Origin of the sequence: Agrobacterium larrymoorei (assembly GCF_013322225.1) — a bacterium.
Classification (GTDB): domain Bacteria; phylum Pseudomonadota; class Alphaproteobacteria; order Rhizobiales; family Rhizobiaceae; genus Agrobacterium; species Agrobacterium larrymoorei_A.
In genome coordinates this window covers 20,347-38,506 of record NZ_JAAMFB010000010.1, presented here as the reverse complement: position 1 = coordinate 38,506, position 18,160 = coordinate 20,347, and the positions used below count along the sequence as shown (strand labels likewise).

At 55.9% G+C, this 18,160-nt stretch carries 18 protein-coding genes and 1 tRNA gene; 10 read left to right on the top strand and 9 right to left on the bottom strand.

The genetic code is table 11. The annotated features are described in order from the left end of the window. Positions 1 to 4: 4 nt before the first annotated feature. The 3 genes from G6L28_RS05015 to dapA all read right to left on the bottom strand — a co-directional run bounded on the left by G6L28_RS05015 (position 5) and on the right by dapA (position 2,316). The gene (locus G6L28_RS05015; RefSeq protein WP_174062698.1) at positions 5 to 511 is read right to left on the bottom strand and encodes a molybdopterin-dependent oxidoreductase; all 507 of its coding nucleotides are present in this window, start codon (positions 509 to 511) and stop codon (positions 5 to 7) included. A gap of 323 nt (positions 512 to 834) precedes the next feature. Beyond that, positions 835 to 1,314, bottom strand: coding sequence for an SsrA-binding protein SmpB (smpB, locus tag G6L28_RS05010; protein ID WP_174062697.1), 480 nt, complete (start codon positions 1,312 to 1,314; stop codon positions 835 to 837). 117 nt (positions 1,315 to 1,431) lie between these two features. Beyond that, positions 1,432 to 2,316 (bottom strand): 4-hydroxy-tetrahydrodipicolinate synthase, encoded by an 885-nt coding sequence (gene dapA, locus G6L28_RS05005; protein WP_174062696.1) that lies wholly within the window; start codon positions 2,314 to 2,316, stop codon positions 1,432 to 1,434. Between the two features lie 292 nt (positions 2,317 to 2,608). Between dapA and G6L28_RS05000 the strand changes: the two genes are divergently transcribed. Next, entirely contained in the window at positions 2,609 to 4,681 is a 2,073-nt protein-coding gene (locus G6L28_RS05000) for a lytic transglycosylase domain-containing protein (RefSeq protein ID WP_174062695.1), read from the top strand. Between the two features lie 158 nt (positions 4,682 to 4,839). Here the strand turns inward: G6L28_RS05000 and G6L28_RS04995 are convergent, their stop codons facing one another. Both G6L28_RS04995 and G6L28_RS04990 read right to left on the bottom strand, forming a co-directional pair. Beyond that, positions 4,840 to 5,886, bottom strand: coding sequence for a porin (locus G6L28_RS04995; protein WP_174062694.1), 1,047 nt, complete (start codon positions 5,884 to 5,886; stop codon positions 4,840 to 4,842). Positions 5,887 to 6,168: 282 nt separating this feature from the next. After that, a complete protein-coding gene (locus G6L28_RS04990; RefSeq protein WP_174062693.1) occupies positions 6,169 to 7,323 on the bottom strand; it encodes a porin in 1,155 nt (384 codons plus the stop codon). A gap of 588 nt (positions 7,324 to 7,911) precedes the next feature. Here G6L28_RS04990 and G6L28_RS04985 point away from each other — a divergent pair. From G6L28_RS04985 to G6L28_RS04975, 3 genes are all read left to right on the top strand, one after another. Continuing rightward, positions 7,912 to 8,002, top strand: a tRNA-Ser gene (locus tag G6L28_RS04985). 102 nt (positions 8,003 to 8,104) lie between these two features. Continuing rightward, positions 8,105 to 8,458 (top strand): hypothetical protein, encoded by a 354-nt coding sequence (locus G6L28_RS04980; protein WP_174062692.1) that lies wholly within the window; start codon positions 8,105 to 8,107, stop codon positions 8,456 to 8,458. A gap of 74 nt (positions 8,459 to 8,532) precedes the next feature. Then, positions 8,533 to 8,709, top strand: coding sequence for a hypothetical protein (locus G6L28_RS04975; protein ID WP_174062691.1), 177 nt, complete (start codon positions 8,533 to 8,535; stop codon positions 8,707 to 8,709). 4 nt (positions 8,710 to 8,713) lie between these two features. Here G6L28_RS04975 and G6L28_RS04970 read toward each other — a convergent pair whose 3' ends face one another. Continuing rightward, the gene (locus G6L28_RS04970) at positions 8,714 to 9,511 is read right to left on the bottom strand and encodes an aldolase/citrate lyase family protein (RefSeq protein ID WP_174062690.1); all 798 of its coding nucleotides are present in this window, start codon (positions 9,509 to 9,511) and stop codon (positions 8,714 to 8,716) included. A 10-nt stretch (positions 9,512 to 9,521) separates the two neighbouring features. Further along, a complete protein-coding gene (locus tag G6L28_RS04965) occupies positions 9,522 to 10,739 on the bottom strand; it encodes an NAD(P)/FAD-dependent oxidoreductase (RefSeq protein WP_174062689.1) in 1,218 nt (405 codons plus the stop codon). A gap of 284 nt (positions 10,740 to 11,023) precedes the next feature. On the opposite strand from G6L28_RS04965, the gene G6L28_RS04960 reads away from it, so the two are divergent. Together G6L28_RS04960 and G6L28_RS04955 are read left to right on the top strand one after the other, a co-directional pair. Beyond that, complete coding sequence (locus G6L28_RS04960) at positions 11,024 to 11,377, top strand: hypothetical protein (RefSeq protein WP_174062688.1); 354 nt, start codon at positions 11,024 to 11,026, stop codon at positions 11,375 to 11,377. A 130-nt stretch (positions 11,378 to 11,507) separates the two neighbouring features. Continuing rightward, on the top strand, positions 11,508 to 12,620 hold the full coding sequence (locus G6L28_RS04955; protein WP_174062687.1) for a pyridoxal phosphate-dependent aminotransferase: 1,113 nt from the start codon (positions 11,508 to 11,510) through the stop codon (positions 12,618 to 12,620). Positions 12,621 to 12,828: 208 nt separating this feature from the next. Here the strand turns inward: G6L28_RS04955 and G6L28_RS04950 are convergent, their stop codons facing one another. Then, positions 12,829 to 13,095: an SEL1-like repeat protein gene (locus G6L28_RS04950; protein WP_174062686.1), complete on the bottom strand. Its 267-nt coding sequence runs from the start codon at positions 13,093 to 13,095 to the stop codon at positions 12,829 to 12,831. Positions 13,096 to 13,591: 496 nt separating this feature from the next. Here G6L28_RS04950 and G6L28_RS04945 point away from each other — a divergent pair, with 496 nt between their 5' ends. Next, the gene (locus G6L28_RS04945) at positions 13,592 to 13,927 is read left to right on the top strand and encodes a DUF2147 domain-containing protein (RefSeq protein WP_174062685.1); all 336 of its coding nucleotides are present in this window, start codon (positions 13,592 to 13,594) and stop codon (positions 13,925 to 13,927) included. Between the two features lie 106 nt (positions 13,928 to 14,033). Continuing rightward, complete coding sequence (locus tag G6L28_RS04940; RefSeq protein WP_234902475.1) at positions 14,034 to 14,303, top strand: hypothetical protein; 270 nt, start codon at positions 14,034 to 14,036, stop codon at positions 14,301 to 14,303. A 65-nt stretch (positions 14,304 to 14,368) separates the two neighbouring features. On the opposite strand, the gene G6L28_RS04935 is transcribed toward G6L28_RS04940, so the two are convergent. Continuing rightward, positions 14,369 to 15,094, bottom strand: coding sequence for an SDR family oxidoreductase (locus G6L28_RS04935; RefSeq protein ID WP_174062684.1), 726 nt, complete (start codon positions 15,092 to 15,094; stop codon positions 14,369 to 14,371). Between the two features lie 111 nt (positions 15,095 to 15,205). Between G6L28_RS04935 and G6L28_RS04930 the strand changes: the two genes are divergently transcribed. Then, on the top strand, positions 15,206 to 16,108 hold the full coding sequence (locus G6L28_RS04930) for a LysR family transcriptional regulator (RefSeq protein WP_234902474.1): 903 nt from the start codon (positions 15,206 to 15,208) through the stop codon (positions 16,106 to 16,108). An 86-nt stretch (positions 16,109 to 16,194) separates the two neighbouring features. Then, a complete protein-coding gene (locus tag G6L28_RS04925) occupies positions 16,195 to 18,117 on the top strand; it encodes a PhoX family protein (protein WP_174062682.1) in 1,923 nt (640 codons plus the stop codon). The last annotated feature ends 43 nt before the right edge of the window (positions 18,118 to 18,160 follow it).

Below are 18,160 nucleotides of genomic sequence, written 5' to 3'. Positions count from 1 at the left end.
ACCTTTATTCGACTATCAGCTTGGCGACCTGCCATGCTGAACGTGTGTAATAGGTCTGTGTTTGAAGTTCGGGAAGAGTGTCGTAGGGGTAGATAATGAAGAGAGGGCCTTTATCGCGTACCGGCATATAATTGCCATCACGTTTCATGGCAAGAATGACGTCGAATTTGGTAAAATCCTCCATCGGAATGGTGCTGACATAGTCATTGAGAGCGACGGCGGTGACAGTTACCCCGGTTGCCCCGACAAAATTCATCAACTTGGAAAGCTCAACGCCTTCGAAGCGACTCTTTCCATCATACCACGGGTTTTTCGTTTCGATTGTCGCAATCCCCAGTCCCTCAAGCATCTTGAGGTCGAACTGCGCCGTCCCGTCAACATTGGTGTTGGCTATATGACCGGAAATAACCAGTATCGGCTTGCCTTCGGGCTTCGCGAAATTACCGGCATAGGCGGCTGCGGAGCACATGATGCTGAGAAAACTGACAAGTAGCAATCGAAACAAACTCATGGGAGCGTGTCCTTGAACAGGTGTGAAACGGAGAGCGCGGTCATTCCAAAATGCCTAACACCTAGGTATTAGCTTATATCAGAAATCACGAGAATACGCGCGCTATAGTTTTTTCCCTCCCTTCCGATAAGGACAAAGCATCTCTAAAGGAAAAATTAAAAATTTTATTAATGCATCAAGTAGAAATTATCAGCTTATCCGATTAACCGAGCAATCATTCGCCCATATTTCTCGAAATAATAGAAATTAACCGCTCTTGATACAGTAGTTGTCAGCGTCAGGTTGTCCGATAGCGATATATCTTACACCCCAACTTTCTACGCTCAATCCCCACCTTTTAGCAGGCGAGATTTTTGCCGATTCCAGTCGCGCTCCTTCTCGGTTTCGCGCTTGTCGTGCAACTTCTTACCCTTTGCCAGCGCAAGTTCCATTTTCGCACGGCCCTTGTCGTTGAAATAGATCTTCAGCGGCACGAGCGTCATGCCTTCGCGATTGATTCCCACTCTTAAACGGTTGATCTCACGCTTGTTCAAAAGCAGTTTGCGGCGGCGGCGCGGCTCATGATTGAAGCGGTTCGCCTGCAGATATTCCGGCAGGTGGGAGTTGATGAGCCAGATCTCATCCCCCTCGTCCGAGGCATAGGATTCAGCGATGTTGGCCTTGCCCTCACGTAGCGATTTGACCTCCGTACCGGTCAATACGAGGCCAACTTCATAGGTGTCCATGATTTCGTAATTGAAGCGGGCCTTACGGTTTTCCGCAACAACCTTGTTGACGACACGCTGACTGCCTTTAGGGGCCATATTCTTTTCCGTTTCATTCATCCGCGACCCGATGGAAGCGGCTTTCGGCGCATATGTAGTCAAACCTGCGCCGAATGTGAAGGCGGGCAGCAATAATGCCGCCCGTCGTCAGCGCTATCAGTTCAAAAGGCCCGCGTGCTTGAGAGCCGCATCGATTGCCGCTTCTGTCGCAGGCTCGAGCGTACTCATCAGCGGAGAGCGCACAGTGCGGCTCACCGAGCGTATCCGTGAAAGCGCATATTTTGCACCGCATACACCGGGCTCGATAAAGATTGCCTTATGCAGAGGCATCAGGCGATCCTGATACTCCAGCGCAAGGGCATAATCACCATCGCGCGTCGCGGCCTGAAACTCCGCGCACAGGCGCGGCGCGACGTTGGCCGTCACGGAAATGCAGCCGACGCCGCCATGAGCATTGAAGCCGAGCGCGGTGCCATCCTCGCCTGAAAGCTGAACGAAGTCCTTGCCGCAGGAAATCCGCTGCTCGGACACCCGGTCCAGTTTACCGGTCGCGTCCTTCACACCAACGATATTCTTATGCGCCTTGGCAAGCGCACCCATGGTTTCCGGCGTCATATCGATGACGGAACGCGGCGGAATGTTGTAGATGACGATGGGCAGATCGACCGCTTCGGCAATCGCCGAAAAATGCGCGAACAATCCCTTTTGCGTGGGCTTATTATAATATGGTGTGACGACGAGCAGCGCATCGGCACCCACTTCCTGGGCATGCTGCGCAAGCTCGATTGCCTCGCGGGTGTTGTTGGAGCCCGCACCCGCAATTACCGGAACCCGTTTAGCCGCGACCTCGACGCAAAGCTCGACCACACGTTTGTGCTCGTCGTGAGAGAGGGTCGGAGACTCCCCCGTCGTTCCCACTGGCACAAGGCCGCTGCTGCCTTCGGCAATCTGCCACTCCACATGGGTAGCGAATGCCGTTTCGTCCACCGCGCCTTCGGCGGTGAACGGCGTAATGAGGGCGGGAATGGATCCCTTGAACATGCAAAACTCCTTGCGGTGAGCCAGTTCATGCTTCAGCCGCATTCCATCGTTAAAACGAACTCACCTTAGTGGGAGGCTTCGCAGCCTACAAGCTGTTGAACGCGGGTTTTTGGCCGGGAAATACCAGATATTTCAGCGGATACGGCTCTTACTGGATTCCACCGCGAAAAGTGGCAGAGCTCGAAAAGCCGTGACCGAAATTTGATCGAATGCGAGTGTAAAAGGTAAGATATCATTAACCGTAGAAGTTCCTAATGTATCGCATGTTATCCGCTGATTGGTGAGTACGGGCATGAAGAAAACAGCTTTGGGCTTGATGGCAGCAGGCCTTGCGGCGACCGTATGGGGCGCTTGGGCAGGCCCTGCCCCCGAAGGCGCAGTACCGCTTCCCTTCGTCAAACCCGATGCGCCTGTCGTCCCTGCATTCCTGCCAGCCTCCCCGGAAGTTACGGGCTCCATCATTCGCCCTGACAATCCGCTTGATGTTTCCGACCTGAAAGCTGGGCTCGATGCGCTGTCCAGCCGCGATGCGGCCCGCGCACTTTCCATTCGTAACCGTCTCGCTGAAGGCAGTCTGGACCGGCACATCCTGACATGGGCCATCGGCATTTCCGGCCAGCGGGATGTTTCCGTCAGTGAAATCCTGGCGGCTCAGGCCGAGTTGAAGGGATGGCCGGGCGTTTCAACCCTGCAAGCGAATGCCGAGCGCGCCATGCTGAGGGAGAATTTCGCGCCTCAGCAAGTCATCGCAATATTGGAAGCCTCGCCACCACAAACGGCTGAAGGCAAGCTGGCGCTCGCGGGTGCGCTGAATGCAGAGGGAAAAAGGGACGAAGCGGAAAAACTGGTTCGCCGCATATGGACCGAGGAAGGCATGGATACGGCTCTTGAGGACCGGATCATGCGAGACTTCGGAAGCGCTCTTTCCTCTGCCGATCACAAGGGGCGTATGGACTATCTGATGTATAGAAGCCGCGTCAGTCAGGCGAAACGCTTCGGGGATCTGGGCAAGGCGCAGTCACTCTACAAGGCTTGGGCAGCGGTGCTCCAGCGAGCCAGCAACGCGTCCGCTCTTTTGAACGGCGTCGATGCAGGCTGGCGTAAAGACCCGACCTATCTGTTTGCCCGTCTCGAAAACCTTCGCCACCAGCAAAAATACCAGGAAGCCGCGCAGTTGCTTCAACAGGCGCCCAAAGAGACCGGCAGGCTGATCAACCCCGGCGAATGGTGGAATGAAAGACGTATCGTCGCGCGCGGCCTTGCCGATCTTGGCGATTTCAGAACAGCCTACCGGATTGTTGCCGATCATTCAGCGACATCGCCGGTCGATGTCGCGGATGCGGAGTTCCATGCGGGCTGGTACGCACTTCGCGCCCTGATCGACCCGAAAGTCGCATCAGAGCACTTCAACAAGTTGCTTGAAGTATCCAATCGCCCGCTAACGGCTTCGCGCGCTTACTACTGGTTGGGCCGCGCTGCAGAAGCTGGTGGCCCTGGTGATGCCCGCGAATATTTTCAGCAAGCCGCAGCCAATCCCGGTACATTTTACGGCCAGCTCTCCGCAGCGCGTATCGGCATCACGACACTGAACGTCACCTACCCTTCACCGACAGCCCCGGATCGAGATCGCTTTGCCGCACGCGAAGCGGTTCGCGCCATTGAACGATTGGAGGCAGCGGGTTACGGCTGGCGCGCCGACGGTATCTATCGGGCCCTTGCAGACCAGATCGACAGTCCAGGCGAGTTGGCGATACTGGCCGCCCGCGCCGAAGGCAACGGCAATCACCAGGTATCACTGCAAATCGGCAAGACGGCCTTCAGCCGCGGTATCGACGCGGCGGCACTCGCCTACCCGCTCGGCGTGATTCCCGGTAGCGCCAATATCTCCGGCTCCGGCAAGGCCCTCGCCTATGCTATCGCCCGGCAGGAAAGCGCCTTCAACCCGGCGGCGGTCTCACCCGCCAACGCACAAGGCCTGCTGCAACTTCTGCCCGGCACCGCCAAGGGCGTTGCCGGTCGCCATGGTATGACCTTCACCCCTGCGAAACTCACCAGCGATGCCGGGTATAACGCGACGCTTGGCGCGCATTATCTCGGCGAGCAAATCGAAAGCTTTGGCGGTTCCTACATCCTCACCTTCATAGCCTACAACGCCGGACCCAAACGGGTTCCCGAATGGATCGCCCGTTACGGCGACCCTCGCGGCAAATCCATCGACGACATCGTGGACTGGATCGAACGTATCCCCTTCCCCGAAACCCGCAACTATGTGCAGCGGGTGATGGAGAACTATCAGGTCTACAAAACCCGCCTTGGGCAAAAGGCAGATATCGTCGAAGACCTCAGGAATGGTCGATCGGGTTGAGAAAACCTGCGTAAAGCGTTTCCTTGTTAATGGAAACGCTCTGAAGGCAGGAAACCCCACGGGTATCGATTGGCGCTCTCTTCTTGACGGTCACTGACAGCAACAAAAAACCCGGCTCGAAAGCCGGGTTTTCATCTGTGGCTTTATGCCAGAGCAGATTAGAAGTCGCGCTGCAGGCGAACGAGACCGGTGACTTCGTCGTCAGAACCGTCTTCGTCGTAGTAGTTCGCAGCAACCTTTGCCTTCAGACCGTCTGTGATCTGGTAGTCAACGGTCAGACCAGCGGTCCATGCGTCGTTGTTCGACCAATCGGAGTTGAGCGAAACACCGGCATCACCGAAGCCAGGATCAACGTTGCCGAGGTACTGTGCAGCAGGCGTAATCGTCAGCTTGTCAGTTGCCTTGAGTGCGTATTCAGCAGCAACTGCCCACTCGGATTCTGCGTAGTAAGCGTTTGCGCCAGATGCCCATACGCCGGAAACGCCGAGCGTGCCCGGACCGATTTCAGCGTAAATGATGCCGCGAACAGCGCCTTCTTCAAGATCGGTGTCATAGCTGCCGACAACCGTTGCTGTAACAGCGCCAAACTTTGCGCCGACAACACCTGTGATACCGACGTTGTTATCGCTTGAGGAAAGCGTGCCTTCCAGTTCGTCAACAGACAGAGTGCCGTAGAAGGAGCCTGCGTCGTAGGTGTAAGCGATGGAGTTGAACAGTGAGTTGGTGGACAGGATGTCCGTTTCGCCGCTCAGGTCGTTATCCCATTCGCTGTAGAACTTACCGACCTTGAGGCCACCGAGTTCGATGAACGCCTGATTGACGTGGAAGCCCGAACCCTCGTCGTCACCGCCGTTGCCGAAAGCCGAACCGGAGTCGGCATTGCCGCGGAAGCCGATGAAGCCGCGCAGAGCACCAAGCTCGGTGTCGGTGCGGGTGTCAACTTCGAACTGGGCGCGCGTGAAGGAATCCCAGTCAGAAGAACCGGATTCGTCACGACCGAAGTCTGTCTGGAAACGAATGTAACCGCCGAACTTCAGGCAGGTTTCGGTGCCAGGGATGTAGAAGAAGCCGGTGCCGAAAGCGTCGCAAACGCGAACGTATTCAAGTGGCTCAGGCTCAGCAGCGACGATAGCGTCAGCGGCCTGTGCGCCAGATACTGCGGCAAGCGCTGCTGCGGAACCGATCAAAAGGCTCTTAATGTTCATTTATCTCTCCAGTCAAATTCACTTAGCAGCGAGTGGGAGTGCTGCGGTGACTGAGATTAGAGCGAAAGACGAAGAGTCGCGCAATTGACGAAGTGGAAATTTCGTCACATTCGCGCCCTCTTCCCGCCCTGCTGTTGCCAATTCGCTACAAAATGCGTGCGAAGATGATCGAGTGTTAAAACTTGTTTAACGGGGCATGCAGAGGAGACGCTGCGACAACATTTTATTAAAAAAAACCCGGCTCGAAAGCCGGGTTTCCAAATCTAACCAAGGTTAGAAATATTAGAACGAGCGCTGCAGGCGAACGAAGCCGTTGACTTCTTCGTCATCAGCATCGTCTTCGTCGTAGTAGTTAACAGCAATCTTAGTTGTGAGACCTTCGGTGATCTTGTAATCAACGGTCAGGCCAGCCTGCCAAGCATCACGATCAGAGAATTCGTCACCACGAATTACCGTACCGGTCTGCGTAAATACCGGAGGAGTGCCAGCTACAGTGCCGAGTGCAATCGTGTCAGACACGCTACCGAAGTACTGAGCACCAGGAGTGATGGTCAGCTTGTCGGTTGCCTTGATTGCGTATTCAGCAGCAACGGCCCATTCGGATTCTGCGTAGTAAGCGTTACCGCCGGAAGCCCATACACCAGCGAGACCAAGCGTGCCAGGACCGATGTCAGCAGTTGCGATCAGGCGAACAGCACCCTCTTCCTGGTCGATGTCGTAAGAACCGATCAGCTGCAGCGAAGCGCCACCGAGATTGCCGCCGACACCGGCCGTTACGCCAACGTTGTTGTCACTTTCCTGCGACACGGCGAAAAGCGTCGTGCCAGGAATTGTTACTGTATCAACACCAACTACGCGACCGAAGTCACCGTTGATGCCTTCAAGTTCGTCAACCGAAACACCTGCCCAGAAAGAGCCAGCGTCGTAGGTGTAACGAATGGAGTTGAAGAGCGCGTTCGTAGAGAGAACGTCGGCCTCACCAGAGAGACCATCGTCCCACCAGCTGTAGAACTTACCGACCTTCAGGCCGCCGAGTTCGATGAAGGCCTGGTTGACGTGGAAGCCGGAACCATCGTCCTCGCCGCTGCCGAAAGCAGAGCCGCCGTCAGCATTGCCACGGAAACCGATGAAGCCGCGCAGTGCGCCGAGCTCGGTGTCTGTGCGTGTGTCAACTTCGAACTGAGCGCGCGTGAAAGAGTCCCAGTCAGAAGAACCGGATTCGTCACGACCGAAGTCGGTCTGGAAACGAACGTAACCGCCGAACTTCAGGCAGGTTTCGGTGCCAGGGATATAGAAGAAGCCGGTGCCGAAAGCGTCGCAAACGCGAACGTACTCGAGGGGCTCAGGCTCAGCAGCGACGATAGCGTCAGCGGCCTGTGCGCCGGATACTGCTGCGAGAGCCGCAGCGGAGCCGATCAAAAGGCTCTTGATGTTCATGTTGACCTCCAGTCAAGTTTCAAAAGGGTCTGGGTACTTAGCTGAAGGACAGCATTCCCTGCCCCATTCCCGTGTTCTTCGAAAACGGACGATCCACCGCCTCGCTTCCGTTGCTGAAAATACGGAAGCCAGCGCCGCTTGCAATCGACAATCACCAAGAAGCCCGTTTTATCCTGTCGCTTCATTTTGCGATGTTGCTAAAAAAACACATTTACTGATCCAGCACCGTCCAAACGTTGATAAGATGTTAACAAAAATCAACGTTCTCAAGAGTTTAACACTTAGTTAGCAGGCGTCGGAAACTCAATTGGATGACGGGAACTCCCTCAAACAAGGTATATCCATTATGTAATGCACGTTTGTATAGCGGCGCAGACTGTTTGTACGGGACGATTAATCCACATCGCCTCACAATCTCTGCAGCATCTTCGGCACAGATTGATTCTACTGTCCTTATTGCGATTCGCCTCGATCACCTCTCACGGCGCGCTTAGATTGGTTGAAAGATCGAAACCCAACCGACTTTTTTGCCTATCCTCGCAAAAGGGCCTTGCATTCATTTTTCTTACGCAATAATCAGGCGGCACCGGAGAGGTGGCCGAGTGGTCGAAGGCGCTCCCCTGCTAAGGGAGTATACGTCAAAAGCGTATCGAGGGTTCGAATCCCTTCCTCTCCGCCATTTTAATTCCCAACACTGTTCAGGTTTTTCTGGTTCGTTCGCTTTGGAACGTTCTTTGGCTTATCGCGTTACCACCTCGGAACCAACAAGAGGTGATTTCAGATGGCTCAAACCAAGTTGAACGTTGTTGAAGATTCGATCGAGAATCAGATTGCAGAGCTGCGTACGCAGATCGCGTCGCTCTCCAAGTCCGTTTCTGCCCGCGCAGGCGTGATTTCTGAAGACGCATCCGATTACATCGATGACGCCAAGGGCCGCGTGCAGCGCCCCGCTCAGACTGCCGCCCAGACAGTCAAGTCCCAGGGTCACAATGTCGTCGAGGCTGTGAAGGAAAATCCAGGTACGGCAACCTCCCTGTTGACTGTGGTTGGCGCTCTTGGTTTTGCACTTGGTTATTGCGTTGCCAATGCGGCCAGCCAGCAGAGCAACAGCAGCAGCCTGTATCGCTGGCGCTAAACGCGTTATCGCTTAAAGCTGACGGGCAAGGAGAGCGATCTCCTTGCCTTTTTTGTTCAAAAATGGAGGAAAAAATGAATTTTACGCCAGAACTCGAAACTGCGCTCCTGAGTTTTGCGCAGGAGAACAATATCGAGCGAGAGGAAGCGGTTGGCCGTATATTGCGCGATTGGCTGGTTCAGGAAGGCTATATGTTTTCGGGCGAGGAAGGCATTCCGCCGGAAAAGCTGAACGCAAGCAATGATGGCTGACGAATCAATAGCTTGAAACTTTCGCTGCCTCCGCACCGGCTTTGTAACGTGCCGAAAGCGAACGGAGAGCATTAGAAAACTCGGTAACATCCGCGCCGACCGCAACGAAGGATGCGCCGAGTTCCAGATAGTGTTTGTTATAGGCTTCATTGAAGGTAAGGATGCCAGCCGCCTTTCCTGATGCAACGATCTTTCGGATCGATGCCTCGATCACATCCTGCACTTCTTGCTCGTCAATCCTTCCGAGATAGCCCATATCGGCGGCGAGATCCGCAGGGCCGATGAAAACACCATCCACGCCCTCGACGCCTAGGATATTATCGAGATCTGCGATGGCTGCGCGTGTTTCCGCTTGCACAAGCAGGCACACATTGTCCGAAGCTGTTTCGGAGTAATTCGAAACACTGCCATATCCTGAGGCACGCGCAACCACTGCACCCATGCCGCGAATGCCGCGCGGTGGATAGTGCATCGCCGAGACCAGGGCCCTCGCCTGCTCCGCCGAATCAACCATCGGTACCAGTAGCGTACGCGCACCGGCATCCAGCATCTGCTTGATGATCCAGCTTTCGCCGGTTGGCACGCGCACCACAGGTTCGGCGGGGGATGTAGCGAGAGCGCGCAGTTGGTCGATGATGCTACGAAGATCATTGGGGCCATGCTCGCCGTCTATCACGAGCCAGTCGAAACCGGCCTTTCCAGCGATTTCTGCCGTTATCGCCTCTCCCATATCCAGCCAGAGGCCGATTTGCGGCGTGCGCTGCTGAATGGCGGCTTTGAAACGGTTTTCGGTGGCGGGCATTTTTAGTCCTTCAGATGAGCAGTGATTTCAAGTCGGCGGAAAGATCGGCCAGAATGGCGCGACTCGGCTCGATACCTGTTTCAAGCAGTTTCTTGCCGGTGACATAGGCCTTTGCGTCGTTGATGGCGTCGACGGCGATGAAATGACCCTGTCGGAAATACCAGATCGAGTAGCTGCCTTCGCGTTGGCCGGGACGCAGCAGGGTCTCGTCATACCCCAGATTGAAACCGGCGATTTGCAGCTTCACATCGTATTGATCCGACCAGAACCATGGCTTCGGCTGGTACGCCTTCTCTTCGCCCGCCAGAACATGCGCGGCGGCCTCGGCCTGATCGACGGCATTCTGCACCGATTCGAGACGGACGGATTGTCCGTTCATGGGCAAAAGCGCGCAGTCGCCAATTGCATGAATATCCGGATCTGAGGTTCGGGTGAAGGCATCCACAATGATGCCGTTGCCAATATCCAGCCCCGATTCACGTGCCAGCCGGTCATTCGGCGTTACGCCGATACCGACGATGACGAAGCCTACATCGATGACCGAACCATCGGAAAGCTCCGCAGCGCTGACGCGGCCATCCGTGCCGATCAGACGCACAAGGCCGGTTTTCTCACGGATGGAAACGCCGTGGGAGGTGTGGATATCGCGCATGATTCGCGCCGTGTCTTCCGCTGCCACGCGCTGAAGAATACGGTCCGTCATTTCGATAAGGGTGACACCTAGCCCAAGCTTGCGGGCAACGGCTGCCGCTTCCAGCCCGATATAGCCACCACCAACGACGAGCAGTTTGCGCCCCGGCTGCATTTCGTCCATCAGCCGGTCGGCATCGCGTTTATCCCGAACCGTCAGCACCCCATCCAGATCGCCCCCCACACCTGCCGGAAGTGCGCGAGGCGTAGCGCCGGTGGCCAGTGCAAGCTTGTCATAGGCAAGCGTGCTGCCATCCTGCATCCGCACCGTTTTCGCGGAACGGTCGATCTCCTCGACCCAGGTCGAAAGACGAATCTCGACATTGTTTTCGGCAAACCATTCCAAAGCGCGAAACTCCAGACGGTCGAAGCTCATTTCGCCCATCAGATATTTCTTGGAAAGCGGCGGGCGCTGGTAAGGCAGCACGTCCTCAAGCCCGATTATGGTGATCGGCCGGTCATCTTTGAGCGCACGCAGCTTCGCGGCGAGCGCAAAGGCCGCTTGGCCCCCACCGACGATGATCAGTCTGCCTGCCATTTTTACTGCTCCACCGCTTTCCAGAAAACCAAGCTGTAAGGCAGGCGTAACGCCAAGTACGCCATGCGTCAACCGTCTTGGGACCGGTCCTTTCGCAAGGCGCCGACAGTCTCGCGCAACCTTATAGGACGTAAAAGAGTTTCGCCCCGGCAATGTCTGCCTGTTACTCCGTTTGCTGTGGCAAAACAGGGCAGATGAAACGGCATTCTATCGATTGCGTTCAGTTTCTGGCAATGAAGCGAGCGTAGGATTGTATCAAGAGAAAAGGCAATCGGGAGGTTGTCATGACGCTCAACGTAGACGTTACCGCAAAGGATGCCATTCCGCAGGACGAGATGTATGAGAAATACACCATCGACCGCCCGGGCAAGATCACATTCATTGGGCATCATCTCAGCACCAGTGAGACGGTACGCTGCCTCATCCGGCAGATTTCACTCTATGGAGCGGAACTGGACGTAAGCCCACATCTGGAACTCCCCACGAATTTCTATCTGGAAATTCTGGGTATCCGCGATGAGATAGGCTGCACACTGATCCGCCGTGAGGCTGAGAAATCCAGCGTCGGTTTCAACATGCTGATTGATCCGGAATTCCTGCACCACATTCGCCGCCTGAGTTTTGAAACCGCCGTTTGATCGACCGTCAGGCACCGCTGCGATTTTAAAAACAGCCGAAAAGCGGCATTTTTTGTTGGCCTGCCTTGCGTGGGCCAATTTTGTTTCTATTCTTGGGCAACTGCTTCAAAAGATAACGGAACTGTCTGAAATGTCCGCATTTTCCCGCTTTACCTCGCTCTCTGCCTCGCTACCGGCCACCGTGCCATTCGTCGGGCCGGAGGCCATAGAGCGCAATCGGGCAACGGCGGTAAAGGCACGGATCGGCGCGAATGAAAGCGGGTTCGGTCCCGCCCCATCCGTACTCGAGGCCATGAAACAGGCCGCCTCCGAAACATGGATGTATGCAGATCCGGAAAACTACGAATTGCGTGAAGCGCTCGCTATTCACCACGGCATTGCTCGCGGCAACATCGCGGTCGGCAACGGTGTGGATGGCCTTCTTGGCGAAATAGTTCGGCTGATAGTGGAGCCCGGCACACCCGTCGTCACGTCGTTCGGGGGCTACCCGACCTTCAACTACCACGTGACCGGTTTCGGTGGCCGCCTCGTTACCACGCCTTACCTAGACGATCATGAGAACTTGGATGCTCTCCTAGATTTGGTAATCAAGGAAAACGCGCCGCTCGTCTATTTCGCCAACCCCGACAACCCCATGGGAAGCTGGTGGGATGCGAATGAGGTTCTGACCTTCGCCAAGGCGTTGCCGGATACCTGCCTGCTGGTCCTGGATGAAGCCTATTGCGAAACTGCGCCGGAAAGCGCGGTCCCTAGCGTGCGCGCCATGATCGGAATGCCGAATGTGCTGCGCATGCGCACTTTTTCCAAGGCTTATGGTCTTGCAGGCGCGCGCGTCGGTTACGCCATCGGCACAATCGGTAATGCTCAGGCCTTCGACAAGATTCGCAACCACTTCGGCATGTCGCGCGTCTCGGTGGCAGCAGCACTGGCCGCGCTGAAAGATCAGGCCTATCTGCGCGATGTGGTAAAAAGGATCGCCAGTGCGCGCGAACGCATCGCCACCATTGCGCGCCAAAACGGCTTGTCACCCCTGCCCTCCGCAACCAATTTCGTGACCATCGATTGCCATAAGGACGATGCCTACGCCAAATCCATCGTGGATGGCCTGATGCAACACGGTATCTTCATTCGCATGCCGGGCGTCGAACCGCTCAACCGCTGCATCCGGGTCAGTGCTGCGCCGAAAGACAAGCTTGATTTGTTTGCGGAAGCCTTGCCGAAGGTATTGAAGGCGCTTGGCTAAACCTCAACACCACACAACAAAAAACCGTGCCGGCCTTGTTTCTGCCGGTCACGGTTTTGATGTTCGTTCGGCGATGGTGGCGTCGCCAATTTCCCTTTTCGGGTTATTGTTACTGTCCCGCCGGGACTGGAGGAAACCAGCAGGAGATAATCGGCAGCCTTCAGGGCCGCTCCGTCTTTTTGGCGCCTCTTGACGCAACTCTTGAAATTCAGTGCGAGGTCATCCAGTCGCGAGCGGCGCGCAGTGCCGTTGCGAGGTCTGCCTTGTTCATGTTGCGGGCAAGGTCGGCACGCAGTGATGCGGCGCGTTCCGAACCCTTGATTGCGGCGATGTTCAGCCATTTATGGGCGGCCACGAGGTCCACCGGGCAGCCTCGGCCTGTCGCATAGATCAGGCCGAGATTGCAGAAGACATCCGCGCGGCTTTGCCCACCGGCAACGGCCATTTCGATATCGCGCATTTCAAATCGTGCCATTTTCTTAAGTCCCTGTTTGCCCGTGGTCTTCCTGTTTTATTTCGCTTCTCTGCGGAAGCTTTCGGTCTTAAGGCCTGCCGTCTTCTGCGGCTTGTCGGCCCTCGCCGTGGTCAGGTTTTCCCTGCTCTTTCGATGTCCCCACTATGCCAAACGGGCTTCAACGCCCGCTTAAAATCCATGATTAACGGGGGCCAAACAAAGTCCAAACGATTGGTAAAATTGGGTTTTTGTTAAATATGGGAAGCCCCGGAAATTAAGGACTTTCCAGACAATTTTACGAAAAGTTTACGGATGGATTTCAACGCTTCGTTCACCACGACGGAAACAACGATTTCATTGCTGTTTCTTTTCACCTCTCAGCGCTGCGAAAAATCCCGTGATTCACCCTCGTCGATATTTCCTTTTACGTGAACGTAAAGTATGAATCGGCCATTCGCATGAGGAGTTGCGAGTCCGGGGCGCAGGCCCGCGACATAAGGATTGGGAGGTCCATTCGATGAAAATGACGATTATTGCCGCCGCCGCATTCTTGATGGGAACTTCAGCCTTTGCGGCGGAAGCCATAGAAGGTAGCTGGAAGACCGCCAGCGGCGAAACGGCGACGATTGCCAAATGCGGCGCAGCCTTCTGCGTAACATTGAAAACCGGAAAACACGCTGGCAAGCAGATCGGCAAAATGAGTGGCACCGGCAACAGCTACGCTGGCGAAATCACCGATCCTGCCAACGATAAGACCTATAGCGGCTCTGGCACGGTTTCTGGCAATTCGCTGAGCATGAAGGGTTGCGTGCTGAAGGTGCTGTGCAAGTCACAGACCTGGACGCGTCTGTAAATTATAACGAGCAATTCCAACTGACATGCCGGTGAACTGTAACCCGGCATGTCTAAGTTAATCGTGCCAAAAACATGTGATGGATTAGGAGCGGTGAAAATCTCATATGATGGCTGTTGTTGAAGTTCTCCTTGCACTCGTCACCACGGCTGCGATGTCGTTGCTGATCGCCCACCTTTTGGCAACGCAGGTTAGGGAGTACTATTTTTATAAGGCCAATAATTGGGACTTTCGTATCGACAGTCATTTGGACAGGCTACAAATAGACAGACGAATGTTCATGAGCGATCCTAATCTGACCAACTGGCAACGCTTCTACCTCTTCCGTCCTATCTGCATCATAAATTTTTCGGCGTTCCTCGGCTTGATGATCTGAAGTTTATTCTAGACAGCCCACAAACCATGCTTGTGGGCTGCAGCACTCAGCTGGCCCGCTCGCGGTCACCATGGAATAAGGGCCTCATCGTAGTAATATCCGCAGGTGGGGCCGGATTTATCCTGCGTCGCCAACCATACGATACCCTTAGCGGCCTGCTCGACGGTGCGATAACCCGAATGCCCGTTGAAATCGGTAGAGGTGTAACCCGGATCGACTGAGTTTACCTTGATACCGAAGGGTGAAAATTCCTTGGCGAACGACACGGTCACTGCGTTGAGCGCTGTTTTCGAGCTGTTATAGGCAAGGTTGTTGACGCGGTAGAACTCGTTTTCGGGATCGGACAGCCAACCGAGTGAGCCAAGCCCGCTGCTCACCATCACGACATTTGCACCATTTGCGGCCTTGAGGAGTGGCAGGAACGCTTGCGTTACGCGGATGGGGCCGAGAACGTTCGTTTCATGGACCTGTCTCACGGCATCTGCGGACTGCTCGCTCGGTTTGGGGTCCATGCCGCCCAAAATGCCCGCATTGTTGATGAGGACATTGAGCTTGCCATCTTCGCCCTGCACTCTTCTCGCTGCGGCCTGCACACTATCGTCATCGGTCACGTCGATAGCCAAGGCACGGACATCATATCCTTCAGCCACCAGCGTTTCCGCCGCTGCCTTGCCGCGGCCGCTATCTCTGGCACCCAGCCAAATACGGTAGCCGCGCTTTCCCAATTGTCGCGCGGTTTCGAAGCCAATGCTTTTATTGGCGCCTGTGATCAGAACTGTCTTGCCGGTCATATTCACTCTCCCTTGAGATACTGAAATTCAGGCAATTGTTACGGCCTATGTCATCGTTTGATAATCTGTCGCAAACCGTATAGTCTGATCGCTATGGCGAACAATGATGATATGCCCAGTTACGATGATCTTTCGGTTTTTCTGGATATATGCGAGACGGAAGGCTTTCGCTCCACGGCGAAGCGGTTGGGCATATCGCCCGCTTCGGTGAGTGAACGCATATCGAGGCTGGAAGCGCGGCTCGGCGTGCCGCTGCTTACGCGCACGACCCGTAGTGTCCGACCGACTCAGGCGGGAATTGCCCTTGCGGAACGTCTCAATCCGCTGTTCAGCGAAGCAAGAGCCGCGCTTCAGGATGCGGCAAGTTCTCAGGAGGACGTGCGCGGTCTGTTACGGCTTAATGTGCCCGGCGCAGTCATGGTGGATATCCTGCCGCCGCTGATCGAAATTTTTCTCAAAAAACATCCGCAGGTGCGCGTCGAGTTCGTTGTTGAAGACAGGCTGGTGGACGCGACTGCGGCAGGTTGTGATGCGGGCATTCGCTATGGCGAACATCTGGCGCAGGATATGATCGCGGTCCCCATCGGGCCATCCCATCAACGCTCGGCTCTTGCCGCATCTCCCGCCTATCTGGAAGCAAAAGGCATCCCCGCCCATCCTCTTGAACTTCTCAAGCACGATTGCATTCGCCTGCGCTTTTCCAGCGGCGCAATCATCAAATGGGAGTTCGAAAAGGGCGATGAGGCACTGACGGTCGATCCGCAAGGACGCCTGATTGTCGGCGTCGACGCTGTTGCCACCGCAATCGATTTCGCCCGCTCCGGCCACGGCCTGATCTACACCTTTGAAAACTGGCTGACGCCCCATTTTGAAAGCGGTGCGCTTTGCCCCGTTCTGCCGGATTGGTGGACGCAGTTTGATGGCCCGCAGCTCTATTTTTCAAACAGGTTCGTTCCGGCACCCTTGCGCGCCTTCATAGACCTGCTTGCAGCGGAGCGGGCGAAGACACGTTGAAACTGCATTTCGTCATCCCCCTGTAATAAACCGCCGCTAGTGCGCTCCCTGGAATTGTTCCAAACTACGAACGAATGGAGAGCGCCATGACGAAGATCGATACGAGCAAGCTGAGCTGGGACGAGTGGGATGAACTGCAAAACCCGCCGCCAGCCGTGACCGATTTCGACCGCGTTGTCGAACGGGCTGTCTCTCGCCGTGGCTTCCTCGGCGGCGTTCTCGCCTTCGGTTCTGCTGCCGCCGCCCTTGGCACACTGGGCACGCTCGGCAACCTTGCCAGCTCCACCTCTGCACAGGCGCAGGAAGCTGCCGCATCGCGCTTTCCGTTCAAGCCGGTCGGCATCGCTACCGACAACACCATCCACGTTCCTGAAGACTACAGCTGGAAGCCGGTTGCCAAGTGGGGCCAGCCGCTGTTTTCCACCGCGTCGGATATCGATCCAGTGAAGGGCGTCAGCCTTGAAAACTCCGACAAGGTTTTCGGTGAAAACACCGATGGCATGGAGCTTTTCGTCGTTGGCAGCCATCAGCTGATTGCCGTCAACCATGAATATGTGAACAACGAAACCAACCTGCCCCACCGCGAAAAAGGCATGCCTGCCAATCTGGACGAAGTGAAAATCCTCCAGCACATGCAGGGCGTCACCGTCATGGAAGTGGCCGAAGGAAACGATGGCTGGGAGATCGTCGTCGACAGCCCGTTTAACCGCCGCATTCACCACAACACGCCAATGAAGCTTTCCGGCCCAGCCGCCGGTTCCGATCTGGTGAAGACCGCAGCCGATGCGAACGGTATCGACTGTCTCGGCACCTTCAACAATTGCGGCGCGGGCCGCACGCCGTGGGGCACCTACCTCACCTGCGAAGAAAACTTCAACGGTTACTTCGGCTCCACCGTTGCCGATTTCAAAATGCCTGACGATTACAAGCGCTACGGCATCACGGCGGAAACCCGCTATGGCTATGAGAAGTTCGATGAGCGTTTCGACGTTTCGAAGCACCCGAACGAGCCGCGCCGCGCAGGTTACGTCGTGGAGATCGATCCGTCCAACGCATCCTCCACACCGATGAAGCGCACCGCCCTTGGCCGCATCAAGCACGAAAACGCTGCCGTCGTCGTGGCGCGTGACGGTCGCGTCGTCGTTTACATGGGCGATGACGAGCGCGGCGAATTCCTCTACAAGTACATCTCCAACGGCATCTACGTGCCTGGCGGCGATACCTCCAAGCTTCTGGACGAAGGCACGCTCTACGTTGCCAAGTTCACCGATGACGGCAATGGCGAGTGGGTTGCGTTGACGGAAGCATCGACCGGCATGAAGATGGACGAAATCTGCGTCTTCACCCGTCAGGCCGCTTCCAAGGTCGGTGCCACCACCATGGACCGCCCGGAATGGGTCGCCATCAACCCCATCGCCATCGAAGCCTATTGCGCGCTGACCAACAACAGCCGCCGCGGCGAAGTGAAGGACGGCAAGATGCGCACTAACGCCGGTGGCGATGTCATGGAAATCAACGCCGCCAACCCGCGCGAGAAGAACGAATACGGCCAGATCGTTCGCTGGTATCCAGAAAACGACGACCACGCGGACGGAAAATTCAAGTGGGACCTGTTCTGCATGGCCGGCAACCCGGACGTACACAAGGATGCCTATGCAGGCTCCTCCAACATCAACTCCGGCAACATGTTCAACTCACCGGATGGCATGATGTTCGACAGTACCGGCCTGCTCTGGATCCAGACGGACGGCGAAGACAGCAACGAAGGCGCATTCGCCGGTCAGGGCAACAACCAGATGCTCGCAGGCGACCCCGTCACCGGCCGCATCGAACGCTTCCTCACCTCGCCAAAGGGTTCCGAAGTCACCGGCCAAACCTGGTCCGCCGACAAACGCACCCACTTCGTCGGCATCCAACACCCCGACGCCCCCTTCCCGGACGGCGAAGGCAAGCTGCCACGCTCCGTGATCGTTGCGATCAAGCGCGATGATGGTGCGATGATTGGGTGATGGGTTTGCGTTGTTAGGGATGAAGGGAGGCGCCGTGTGATGC

Coding starts and splice junctions, on each gene's coding strand:
- G6L28_RS05015 (WP_174062698.1), bottom strand. CDS start 511: ATGAGTTTGTTTCGATTGCTACTTGTCAGTTTTCTCAGCATCATGTGC.
- smpB (WP_174062697.1), bottom strand. CDS start 1,314: ATGGCCCCTAAAGGCAGTCAGCGTGTCGTCAACAAGGTTGTTGCGGAA.
- dapA (WP_174062696.1), bottom strand. CDS start 2,316: ATGTTCAAGGGATCCATTCCCGCCCTCATTACGCCGTTCACCGCCGAA.
- G6L28_RS05000 (WP_174062695.1), top strand. CDS start 2,609: ATGAAGAAAACAGCTTTGGGCTTGATGGCAGCAGGCCTTGCGGCGACC.
- G6L28_RS04995 (WP_174062694.1), bottom strand. CDS start 5,886: ATGAACATTAAGAGCCTTTTGATCGGTTCCGCAGCAGCGCTTGCCGCA.
- G6L28_RS04990 (WP_174062693.1), bottom strand. CDS start 7,323: ATGAACATCAAGAGCCTTTTGATCGGCTCCGCTGCGGCTCTCGCAGCA.
- G6L28_RS04980 (WP_174062692.1), top strand. CDS start 8,105: ATGGCTCAAACCAAGTTGAACGTTGTTGAAGATTCGATCGAGAATCAG.
- G6L28_RS04975 (WP_174062691.1), top strand. CDS start 8,533: ATGAATTTTACGCCAGAACTCGAAACTGCGCTCCTGAGTTTTGCGCAG.
- G6L28_RS04970 (WP_174062690.1), bottom strand. CDS start 9,511: ATGCCCGCCACCGAAAACCGTTTCAAAGCCGCCATTCAGCAGCGCACG.
- G6L28_RS04965 (WP_174062689.1), bottom strand. CDS start 10,739: ATGGCAGGCAGACTGATCATCGTCGGTGGGGGCCAAGCGGCCTTTGCG.
- G6L28_RS04960 (WP_174062688.1), top strand. CDS start 11,024: ATGACGCTCAACGTAGACGTTACCGCAAAGGATGCCATTCCGCAGGAC.
- G6L28_RS04955 (WP_174062687.1), top strand. CDS start 11,508: ATGTCCGCATTTTCCCGCTTTACCTCGCTCTCTGCCTCGCTACCGGCC.
- G6L28_RS04950 (WP_174062686.1), bottom strand. CDS start 13,095: ATGGCACGATTTGAAATGCGCGATATCGAAATGGCCGTTGCCGGTGGG.
- G6L28_RS04945 (WP_174062685.1), top strand. CDS start 13,592: ATGAAAATGACGATTATTGCCGCCGCCGCATTCTTGATGGGAACTTCA.
- G6L28_RS04940 (WP_234902475.1), top strand. CDS start 14,034: ATGATGGCTGTTGTTGAAGTTCTCCTTGCACTCGTCACCACGGCTGCG.
- G6L28_RS04935 (WP_174062684.1), bottom strand. CDS start 15,094: ATGACCGGCAAGACAGTTCTGATCACAGGCGCCAATAAAAGCATTGGC.
- G6L28_RS04930 (WP_234902474.1), top strand. CDS start 15,206: ATGCCCAGTTACGATGATCTTTCGGTTTTTCTGGATATATGCGAGACG.
- G6L28_RS04925 (WP_174062682.1), top strand. CDS start 16,195: ATGACGAAGATCGATACGAGCAAGCTGAGCTGGGACGAGTGGGATGAA.